Source organism: Bacteroides sp. ZJ-18 (assembly GCF_011038705.2).
Lineage (GTDB): Bacteria > Bacteroidota > Bacteroidia > Bacteroidales > Bacteroidaceae > Bacteroides > Bacteroides hominis.
Genome location: NZ_CP072198.1, coordinates 4,021,403 through 4,032,783 on the forward strand (window position 1 = coordinate 4,021,403; position 11,381 = coordinate 4,032,783).

General features: G+C 45.4%; 10 protein-coding genes. All 10 read left to right on the forward strand.

The features are described 5' to 3' along the window. Positions 1-2 precede the first annotated feature (2 nt). The 10 genes from nagA (at position 3) to G7Y45_RS16395 (ending at position 11,353) form a co-directional block, all read left to right on the forward strand. Entirely contained in the window at positions 3-1,169 is a 1,167-nt protein-coding gene (gene nagA, locus G7Y45_RS16350) for an N-acetylglucosamine-6-phosphate deacetylase (protein WP_005780176.1), read from the forward strand. 252 nt (positions 1,170-1,421) lie between these two features. Next, positions 1,422-3,413, forward strand: a complete 1,992-nt coding sequence (locus G7Y45_RS16355) for a glucosamine-6-phosphate deaminase (RefSeq protein ID WP_005780179.1) — start codon at positions 1,422-1,424, stop codon at positions 3,411-3,413. A 90-nt stretch (positions 3,414-3,503) separates the two neighbouring features. After that, positions 3,504-4,226: a tyrosine-protein phosphatase gene (locus G7Y45_RS16360; protein WP_005823386.1), complete on the forward strand. Its 723-nt coding sequence runs from the start codon at positions 3,504-3,506 to the stop codon at positions 4,224-4,226. Positions 4,227-4,327: 101 nt separating this feature from the next. Then, entirely contained in the window at positions 4,328-7,237 is a 2,910-nt protein-coding gene (locus tag G7Y45_RS16365; protein ID WP_005807351.1) for an N-acetylmuramoyl-L-alanine amidase, read from the forward strand. Positions 7,238-7,551: 314 nt separating this feature from the next. Further along, positions 7,552-7,953: a hypothetical protein gene (locus G7Y45_RS16370; protein WP_005807355.1), complete on the forward strand. Its 402-nt coding sequence runs from the start codon at positions 7,552-7,554 to the stop codon at positions 7,951-7,953. Positions 7,954-8,119: 166 nt separating this feature from the next. Beyond that, a complete protein-coding gene (locus G7Y45_RS16375; protein WP_005780191.1) occupies positions 8,120-8,440 on the forward strand; it encodes a hypothetical protein in 321 nt (106 codons plus the stop codon). Continuing rightward, a complete protein-coding gene (locus G7Y45_RS16380; protein WP_005807358.1) occupies positions 8,437-8,652 on the forward strand; it encodes a sulfurtransferase TusA family protein in 216 nt (71 codons plus the stop codon). The genes G7Y45_RS16375 and G7Y45_RS16380 overlap by 4 nt, the downstream gene beginning before the upstream one ends. After that, positions 8,649-8,993 carry a hypothetical protein gene (locus tag G7Y45_RS16385; RefSeq protein WP_165015809.1) on the forward strand — a complete coding sequence of 115 codons (345 nt, stop codon included), beginning with the start codon at positions 8,649-8,651 and terminating at the stop codon, positions 8,991-8,993. Before G7Y45_RS16380 ends, G7Y45_RS16385 begins: the two co-directional genes overlap by 4 nt. A gap of 4 nt (positions 8,994-8,997) precedes the next feature. Continuing rightward, complete coding sequence (locus tag G7Y45_RS16390; protein WP_005780197.1) at positions 8,998-9,474, forward strand: DUF456 domain-containing protein; 477 nt, start codon at positions 8,998-9,000, stop codon at positions 9,472-9,474. Positions 9,475-9,499: 25 nt separating this feature from the next. Continuing rightward, positions 9,500-11,353, forward strand: a complete 1,854-nt coding sequence (locus G7Y45_RS16395) for a YgiQ family radical SAM protein (protein WP_165015806.1) — start codon at positions 9,500-9,502, stop codon at positions 11,351-11,353. Positions 11,354-11,381 lie beyond the last annotated feature (28 nt).

Below are 11,381 nucleotides of genomic sequence, written 5' to 3' on the forward strand. Positions count from 1 at the left end.
GAATGTTAACCCAATTAATTAACGCACGTATACTCACCCCCCAAGGATGGATGAAAGACGGTTCCGTGCTTATCAGAGACAATAAGATTTTAGAAGTCACAAACTGCGATCTGGCCGTTATCGGAGCTGAACTTATTGACGTCAAAGGTATGTATGTAGTTCCCGGTGGGGTAGAAATCCACGTGCATGGTGGTGGAGGCCGCGACTTTATGGAATGTACGGAAGATGCCTTCCGGGCAGCGGTCCATACTCACATGAAACATGGCACTACAAGTATCTTTCCTACACTTTCATCATCTACAGTCCCCATGATCCAGCAAGCTGCTGAAACCTGCACCAAACTGATGGAAGAGAAAAACAGCCCTATTCTGGGACTGCACCTTGAAGGTCATTACCTGAACATGAAAATGGCAGGAGGACAAATTCCCGAGAACATCAAGAACCCTGATCCGAATGAATATATTCCGATCGTAGAACAGTATCATTGCATCAAGCGCTGGGACGCCGCTCCGGAACTTCCGGGAGCCATGCAGTTCGGAAAATATATTGCTGCCAAAGGCATTCTCCCTTCCGTGGCACATACACAAGCCGAATTTGAAGACATCCGTACGGCATATGAAGCCGGATATACCCATGCCACCCACTTCTACAATGCAATGCCCGGTTTCCACAAGCGCAGAGAATACAAGTATGAAGGTACAGTCGAAAGTATTTATCTGTTGGATGATATGACCGTAGAAGTAGTAGCCGATGGAATCCATGTACCTCCTACTATCCTGAGACTTGTATATAAAATAAAAGGTGTAGAAAGAACCTGCCTGATTACAGACGCCCTTGCTTGCGCCGACAGTGACAGCAAAGAAGCTTTCGACCCGCGTGTTATTATCGAAGACGGAGTATGTAAGTTGGCCGACCATTCTGCTTTGGCAGGAAGTATTGCCACAATGGACCGCCTGATTCGTACCGTCGTACAGAAAGCAGAAATTCCATTGGAAGACGCAGTCCGTATGGCTTCCGAAACCCCGGCACGTATCATGGGTGTATACGACCGTAAAGGTTCCTTGCAAAAAGGCAAAGATGCCGATATCCTGGTACTCGATGAGGACCTCAACGTAAGAGCCGTATGGGCCATGGGTAAGCTGGTGCCTGAAACCAATACGCTGTTTTAATCGAATAGACGTTTTTTGAACATAAACGGTGAACAATGAACAGACCATTATAACGCAGCCTGTTCATTGTCCACCGTTTATCGTTTAACCTTCATCGTTTTATCACTCCCCTCCTCCTCATTTATAGGTAAAAAAAGATTTTAATTTAAATTCCCTGTCAACCTTATCGCATAGTTGATTGTTTTTATATATATTTGTTCAGAGTTTCCGATAACGACAAAGACTCAGTCAAACTTAATTAATAACAAACTTATGAAGACAAATCTTAGTTCTCAGATTACACTCAACAGGGTCTCCCCCAGGTATTATAGACCGGAGAATGCATTCGAGAGATCGGTATTAACCCGATTAGAGAAAATTCCTACAGATATTTATGAGTCTGTGGAAGAAGGTGCAAATCATATCGCTTGCGAAATAGCACAGGTCATTCGCGATAAACAAAAAGCAGGACGTTTCTGCGTACTGGCATTGCCGGGTGGAAATTCACCACGCAGCGTATACACCGAATTGATTCGCATGCACAAAGAAGAGGGACTCAGTTTCCGTAATGTAATCGTATTCAATATGTACGAATACTATCCATTGTCCCAAGACGCTATTAACAGCAATTTCAACGCATTGAAAGAGATGTTCCTCGATCACGTTGATATTGACAAGCAGAATATCTTCACTCCGGATGGTACGATCGCTAAAGATACCATCTTTGAATACTGCCGCCTGTACGAACAGCGCATCGAGAGTTTCGGCGGTATCGATATCGCCTTACTAGGCATCGGCCGCGTAGGTAATATCGCTTTCAACGAACCAGGTTCACGCCTGAATTCTACCACCCGATTGATTCTGCTGGACAGCGGATCACGCAATGAAGCATCCAAAATATTCGGAACCATTGATAATACGCCAATCAGTTCCATTACAATGGGTGTGGCCACTATTCTGGCAGCAAAGAAAATCTATCTGCTGGCATGGGGTGAAGAAAAGGCGCACATGGTGAAAGAGTGTGTGGAAGGTAATGTAACAGATACCATTCCGGCATCTTATTTACAGACTCACAACAATGCACATGTAGCCATCGACTTGTCGGCAGCTTCCAACCTGACACGTATTCAGCGTCCATGGCTGGTCACCTCTTGCGAATGGAACGATAAACTGATCCGCAGTGCTATTGTATGGTTGTGCCAGTTGACCGGAAAACCAATCCTGAAACTGACCAACAAAGACTATAACGAAAACGGACTGAGCGAACTGCTTGCCCTATTCGGATCTGCTTATAACGTAAATATCAAGATATTCAACGATCTGCAGCACACCATCACCGGATGGCCGGGTGGCAAACCGAAGGCAGACGACACCTATCGTCCCGAACGTGCCAAACCGTATCCGAAACGGGTTGTCGTATTTTCTCCACACCCCGATGATGACGTGATCTCCATGGGAGGTACGATTCGCCGTCTGGTAGAACAGAAACATGAAGTCCATGTAGCATATCAGACTTCCGGAAACATTGCCGTAGGTGATGAGGAAGTAGTTCGTTTCATGCATTTCATCAACGGATTCAACCAAATCTTTATAAACAGTGAAGATCAGGTGATCAGTGAAAAATATGCCGAAATCCGTAAATTCCTGAAGGATAAGAAAGACGGTGATATGGATACACGCGATATCCTGACCATCAAAGGCTTGATTCGTCGTGGCGAAGCACGTACAGCTTGTACCTATAATAATATCCCACTGGAACGTTGTCACTTCCTGGATCTGCCTTTCTATGAAACCGGTAAAATCCAGAAAAATCCGATCAGCGAGGCTGACGTAGAAATCGTCCGCAATCTGCTCCGTGAAGTGAAACCTCACCAGATTTTTGTAGCCGGTGACCTCGCTGACCCGCACGGCACACACCGTGTGTGTACAGATGCCGTATTTGCTGCTGTAGACCTTGAAAAAGAAGAAGGAGCCGAATGGTTGAAAGATTGCCGTATCTGGATGTATCGTGGTGCATGGGCCGAATGGGAAATCGAAAACATCGAAATGGCTGTGCCTATCAGTCCGGAAGAATTGCGTGCAAAACGTAACTCCATCCTGAAGCACCAGTCCCAGATGGAAAGTGCTCCGTTCCTGGGTAATGACGAACGCCTGTTCTGGCAACGTAGCGAAGACCGCAACCGGGGTACCGCAGCTCTTTACGACAGCTTGGGATTGGCCTCTTACGAAGCAATGGAAGCATTTGTGGAATACATTCCACTATAATCAGAGCTTATTAGTGAAATAAAAATAAAGAAGAGTGAGGAGTTTGAGACTCTTCACTCTTCTTTTCTTTAATAAAAAGACAAATCATACATGAAACAAGAAGAATATCTCCGTCTTCTCCCTGTCGAGGGAGCATATAATATGCGCGACTTGGGAGGTTATCCCGCAGCAGGCCATAAACACGTAAAGTGGAAAACATTTATCCGTTCGGGCGATCTCAATAAACTGACAGAATCCGACCTGGCCTATCTTGCCTCTTTATCCATCCGTACGGATATTGACTTCAGAAGTATACAGGAAAAGAAAGTGGCAGCAGACAGAATACCGGCAACGGTAACGCAATACATTCCTCTGTCCATCGAAGCCGGTGACATGACCGACATGGCTCACTTCAACCTGAACAACATTCCGAAAATACTTGAACAGGCATACGTCTATATCATCCAAAATGCCCAGGATACTTACCGGGAGTTTTTCCGGATTGTTTCGGAAGAACGGAACACTCCTCTTTTATTTCACTGTTCGGCCGGAAAAGACCGTACCGGTATTGCTGCCGCATTATTATTGGGAGCATTGGGTGTAGACAGAAAAGTGATTATGGAAGATTATATGCTGTCTGCCGAATACCTAAAAGGCAAATACGATGCGATCGTACAGGCCCATCCCGAATTCGCGCCTCTTACCACCGTGCGTAAGGAATATCTGGAAGCAGCCTTCCAGACTATCGATTCCGATTACCAAGGCCTGGAGAACTTCCTGAGAAACCAATTAGGAGCAGATATCGACAGACTAAGGGCATTGTATACCGAATAAACGGTTCATTACCAGTCTGAATTGCTAATGACTTATCGGGATCACCGGTTTTTCATTTATTTCTTCTATTTTTGTACCCGGACTATTACTCAACCGAATATATGAAAAAACTATGTATACTCCTCCTGTTGCTTCTTACGGGCACAGGTATCTTATTTGCGCAAGAAATTGAAAAGAGCGTAAAAGAACGGCTTAGCAATTACTTTGAGACTTACATCCCGGCATCTGCCAATACCGGAAGTAGTAAGTTAAAAAGCGTAGATATTGACTTTGAAGGTAAAAAACTATCCATCTATGCTTCCGAAAGTTTTGCTTATCAGCCCTTTCTACCGGAAACAGTAGATGAAATCTACCATCAGATAGCAGAGTTACTTCCGGGTCCCGTACGCTTTTTCCGAACCACGGTTTATGTCAACGACCAACCCATCGAAGAGTTAGTCCCCAACTTCTTTCGTGGGAAAAAGAAAGATAAGTCGCGACTCTCGAATGCGGAATACAAAGGAGCACCTTGGGTAAAAAATGTTTCCCGCCCCTATGAAGTAACCAAAGGACTGCAAAACCGTCACATCTCCCTCTGGCAAAGCCATGGCAAATATTTCAAAAACGATAAAGGCGAATGGAGTTGGCAACGTCCACGACTGTTCTGTACCACAGAAGACTTATTCACGCAATCTTTCATCCTGCCTTATGTCATTCCCATGCTTGAAAACGCCGGAGCTAATGTTTATACTCCGCGTGAACGGGATACTCAGAAAAATGAAGTGATTGTAGACAATGACACCCGAAACGGTTCCATCTATCTGGAAATGAAAAGCCGCAAGGCCCGTTGGAATCAAACAAACGGTTATGGATTCGCACAAAGAAAATCTGTCTACAAAGATGGAGAAAATCCCTTCCTGACAGGTACCGCACGCTTCACCCGTACAGAAAAGAAAAAGAATAAGGCATTCGCCGAATGGATCCCTACCATTCCCGAAGCGGGAAATTATGCGGTATATGTATCTTACCAAACACTCCCCAATAGCGTTAGTGACGCCAAGTATCTGGTATTTCACAAAGGTGGTGTAACGGAATTCAAAGTCAACCAGAAGATAGGCAGTGGCACATGGGTATACCTTGGTACATTTGAGTTTGACAAAGGCAGCAATGATTACGGCATGGTGGTACTGAGCAATGAAAGCAATGAAAGCGGAGTTGTCTGTGCCGACGCCGTACGTTTCGGCGGAGGAATGGGAAACATTGTCCGGGGTACTACAGTGAGCGGATTACCCCGCTATCTGGAGGGTGCGCGTTATTCCGCCCAATGGGCAGGAATGCCTTATGACGTTTACGGAGGAAAACAGGGAGAAAACGATTATGCAGACGACATCAATGCACGCTCCAACACCATCAATTATCTGTCGGGGGGCTCCGTATTCAATCCCGTACAGAAAGGATTGGGTGTACCGTTAGAAATGAATGTGGCACTGCACAGTGATGCCGGATACAGCAAAACGGGCGATATAGTAGGGTCACTCGGCATCTATACAACCAACTTCAATAACGGACTGCTCAACTCGGGAAATAACCGATATGCTTCGCGGGATCTGGCCGACCTCATGCTTACCCAAATACAAAAGGATATTCGTGCCAACTTTAATATACAATGGACCCGACGCAGCATGTGGGACCGCAATTACAGCGAGACCCGCCTGCCTGCCACCCCATCCACCATCATCGAGTTACTGTCGCACCAGAACTTTGCCGACATGAAACTCGGACACGATCCGAATTTCAAGTTTACCGTAGGACGCGCCATTTATAAAGCCGTACTGCAATTTGTCAGCAGCCAGCACAACAAAGAGTATGTGGTACAACCACTTCCCGTAAGCAACTTTGCCATCGGATTCGGTAAAAAGAAAAATACTCTGGAACTTTCATGGCAGGGAGAGAATGATCCATCGGAACCCACTGCCCGTCCTCGTGAGTATATAGTATACACCCGCATCGGATATGGTGGTTTCGACAACGGGGTACGTGTGGACAAGCCTTCGTACTCTCTAAAAATAGAACCGGGCCTGGTTTATTCATTTAAGGTTACGGCTGTCAACCGGGGAGGAGAAAGTTTCCCGTCTGAAATTCTGGCGGCCTACAAAGCCAAGCGAGAACACGGAAAAGTGCTTATCATTAACGGTTTCAATCGGTTAAGCGGACCGGCAGTTATTGACACACCGGATGAAGCAGGCTTTGATCTGGAACAAGATCCCGGTGTCGCCTACCAATATAATATTTCGTTTTGCGGAGCACAAACAGACTTTGATCGCTCTCAAGCCGGAAAAGAAGGAAAAGGGAGCCTGGGTTATAGCGGCGGCGAACTGGAAGGAATGAAAATTGCCGGGAATACCTTCGACTATCCATTTATACATGGCAAAGCGATTCAGGCTGCCGGAAACTACAGTTTCGTTTCATGCAGTGACGAAGCCGTTGAAAACGGACGTGTCCAACTGGAACACTATCCGATCGTAGATTTCATTCTGGGCCTGGAGAAAGATGATATCCAAAGTGATCCGGCCCGCAAAACGTATTATAAAACATTCTCTTCACCTATGCAGCGCTTACTGACAGCTTATTGCCAGTCAGGAGGAAACCTGCTTGTCAGCGGATCCTATATAGGCAGCGACATGAGTAATTCGCAAGGTAACCGAGAATTCACAGAGACTGTACTGAAATACGGCTATCAGAGTTCATTAAGTGATACCCGTTCCGGACAGATCACGGGCCTGGGACGTACCATACAGATTCCCCGCTTGCTTAACGAAAAGTCTTATGCGGTAACTGCTCCCGACTGCATTGTGCCGGTAGGTTCTGCTTTCCCGGTATTCGCATATCAACCCGGGCAACGCAGTGCCGGAATTGCCTATAAAGGAGATTATCGGGTATTCGCAATGGGATTCCCATTCGAAAGCATTGAAAGCGAAACGGACCGTGCCACAGTAATGGCAGCAATACTAAAATTCTTCGGAGAAAAATAAACTTTCAATAAACATGGTTATGTCCCGGCATTGGGTATTAGTCTTTTGTCTGCAAAGAACTTGTTCTTTGCAGACAAAACTGTCATAATGTCTGTTATTTACGTGAATTTATTTTAAGACTTACTGCCATCTGACATAATGGCTGCTATCGTTTTTGTTCCTGTCATCATTCGGTTGTCCCATTACCATTACTGTTTTTGCCATCTTATCTTTTTCTAATTTCATAATAGAGTCTTCTAATCTGATTATTTATGGTTGGATAATCATTTGTGGCATTTTAGATGAACCAATTTTTTATAATTATGAAAACAAAAATGTTTTTTTTAGTAGTAGTCATGCTACTTTGTAGAGGCGTAGCTTATGCATACAGCCCTTCCGTGAACGTTCCGATTTTAAAGGTGGAAGGAATCGAACAAGATATTCCACCTCCTCATGTTCCGCCTCCCCCACTGCCAAGCCAGGTCTTTCTTCATGTGGGCGAAATAGCTGAAATTCCATATCCCATGTTTGGAGCAATGGTATGGGAATGCGACAACCCGCCGGAAGGCATAGAACAGGAAGCGTCATACGTACTTGGCTCCATGATTATTCTGCGCATCAGAGGAGTTTTGGCAGGAAGATATCAGGTTAATATGAAATGGTACAATCCGCTCAATCCGGGGCAGCCCCCATTAGGACGGCAAACCATTCAGATTATTGTTCAGCCATGGCCTTGACAATTGACGGATAAACAGTCATAAGGTTCCCTCCGTGAGCATGTCTGCTCACGGAGGGAATTCTATGAAAATATGAATTCATCAAAAAAAATCCCTGCTGCATACTCCATTCTTCATTTTAAATTCTATCTTTGCTCCTAATAATAACTATTAAAATAAAAACACTATGTACACAATACAAGCAAATCCGAGCGGTACACGCAGCATGGAAATATCTGAAGAGAATTTGGTAACCATCGAAAAATACTCTCTATTCCAGCATCTGATAGACAGCAATGGCATTGTAGATGAAGCCGTTCTGGAGAAGCTGAAACTGAATATACGTTCGCTGATAGCAAGTCAGGAAGAAGACAGTAAGGACCTGCTCGACCTCTGCATAGACGTGATTTATCACAATAATATGAAAGCATTCGGGTTGCAGCAACTCATCAAACTTTATCTCACCTGGCTATCGAAGCAGGAAGCAGAAGAAGAGGAGGAAGTATGATTACCATTGATACCTGCGGAATGACAAACTATAGCCCGTTGATTCCGGCCATAAAAGCGATGTGTAATGCCAGTTCCGGTGACAAGATGGAGATTGTAACGGATCAGGTAGCCGCATTTCAGGATCTTAAGGAATATTTATCAGAACAAGGTATCGGATTCCGCGAAATATATGATGGAGAGCGGATGACTTTACAGTTTACTATCTTATGAGCGAAGTACAAAATAAAATAAAGAAATGGCCGGTAACGGCAATCAAAAAAATAAAAAATACATTCGGTAGCGCAGAAAAGTTCTACGCTACCGTTTATCTTATTGCCCGCAACGAGCATCATTGTCAAATGATGGGAGTAGCCGGAGCCGAACAGCGCTTAAAAACGATTCATGCCTATCAGGGTATGATTCGTTTTATGCTTGATGAAGAAGGACTTAACGGTAAGGAAGTTCTTGAAGCCATAGCCAGCGACTATCTGGAGGATTTCGTGAACTATCGTGAGCAAGACTTCGGAATGACCAACGAGGAATTCATTGCTATTATTAAAAGAATCGGCTGAGCGCATGAATTTATTCCTGATTATTTTGGGCAGTATCTGCCTGCTTGTCGGATTGGCTGGATGTATTGTCCCCATGTTGCCGGGACCTCCTGTTGCCTATCTGGCATTGGTATGTCTACACTTCACCGATAAAGTTTCCTTCACTATTCCGCAACTGTTCCTTTGGCTGTTCATTGTGGTACTGATACAAATACTCGACTATTTCATTCCAATGTTTGGAGTGAAAAGGCTCGGAGGTACTTCATGGGGCAAATGGGGGTGTATCATCGGTACCTTTGCCGGTATTTTCCTGTTTCCTCCCTGGGGGGTATTCATCGGTCCGTTTGCAGGTGCAGTAGCAGGCGAATTGCTGGGCGGTAAAGAGACCAAATACGCCCTGAAAGCCGGATTCGGAGCATTTGCAGGTTTTCTGTTGGGTACTGTGCTGAAGGTAGCCGTATGTGGTTGGTTCATCTTCTGCTTTATCCGTGCCCTCGTATAGCAAAATTATCCGTATCTTTGCTCCCATGAAAGAATATCGACTTACTGATTGGTTACCCACCACTAAGAAAGAAGTAGAGCTTCGCGACTGGGACGAACTGGATGTCATCCTTTTTAGCGGTGATGCTTATGTAGACCATCCTTCCTTCGGAGCGGCCGTCATTGGTCGTATCCTTGAAGCCGAAGGTTTACGGGTGGCCATCGTACCTCAGCCCAATTGGCGTGACGACTTGCGCGACTTCCGCAAACTGGGACGTCCCCGCCTTTTTTTCGGCATCAGTGCAGGTTGCATGGACTCCATGGTGAACAAATATACAGCTAATAAACGTTTGCGCAGCGATGACGCCTACACACCGGACGGACGTCCGGATATGCGACCGGAATACCCCTCAATCGTGTACAGTCAGATCCTGAAAAAACTCTATCCCGATGTACCGGTCATTTTAGGAGGTATTGAAGCAAGTATGCGCCGCCTCAGCCATTATGACTATTGGCAAGATCAGCTTAAAAAAAGCATCCTTTGTGAAAGCGGTGCCGACATGCTGATTTATGGTATGGGTGAAAAGCCCATTTGCGAACTGGTCCGCAGATTAACAACACACAATGAATACCGGGACAGTACGACTTCACCGTTTAACATCTGTCGTTCTTCACTGACTACTATTCCGCAAATTGCTTATCTGACCGATGAATATGAGCCTGATGAGCAAGATATTGCCCTCCATTCCCACGAAGAATGCCTCGCTGACAAAAAGAAGCAGTCCGCCAATTTCAGGCACATTGAAGAAGAAAGCAATAAATATGCAGCAGCCCGGATTATTCAAGCTGTAGACAACAAAGTAGTAGTGGTAAACCCACCCTATCCACCGATGACACAGGAAGAATTGGACCATTCATTCGATCTTCCTTATACACGCTTACCCCATCCCAAATACAAGGGAAAACGTATTCCGGCTTACGACATGATTAAATTCTCCATCAATATCCATCGGGGATGTTTTGGAGGATGTGCCTTTTGTACGATCTCCGCCCACCAGGGAAAATTTATTGTGAGCCGAAGCAAAGAGAGCATTCTGAAAGAGGTAAAAGAGGTGGTACAACTACCCGACTTCAAAGGAAATCTTAGCGATTTAGGAGGACCTTCTGCCAACATGTATAAAATGGGTGGAAAAGACCTGGCACTTTGCAAACGTTGCAAACGTCCTTCGTGTATCCATCCCAAAGTATGCCCGAACCTCAATACAGATCATCGGCCATTGCTGGATATCTACCATGCAGTAGATTCTTTACCGGAAATCAAACGGAGCTTTATCGGCAGTGGAGTACGCTATGATTTACTGCTTCATCAAAGCAAAGACCCTTCCGTCAATAAAAGTACGGCGGAATACACCCGCGAACTAATAGCACGCCACGTCAGTGGCCGCCTGAAAGTAGCACCGGAACACACCAGTGACCGGGTACTGAGTATCATGCGTAAACCTGCCTTCAGCCAATTCGGGGAGTTTAAAAAGATATTTGACAGAATCAACCGGGAACTTGGCTTACGCCAACAATTAATCCCCTATTTCATCTCCAGCCATCCCGGATGTAGAGAAGAGGATATGGCAGAGCTGGCAGTAATTACCAAGCGGCAGGATTTTCATTTGGAACAGGTGCAGGACTTCACTCCCACCCCTATGACCGTAGCTACCGAAGCCTGGTACACCGGCTTCCACCCATACACACTCGAACCGGTATTCAGTGCCAAAACCCAACGGGAAAAATTGGCCCAAAGACAATTCTTTTTTTGGTATAAACCGGAAGAACGACGGAACATCATCAATGAACTGCGCCGCATCGGACGGGCAGACCTGATAGACAAGTTGTACGGAAAAAGATAATTCATGCTTTATTCACTCCGGAGAACAT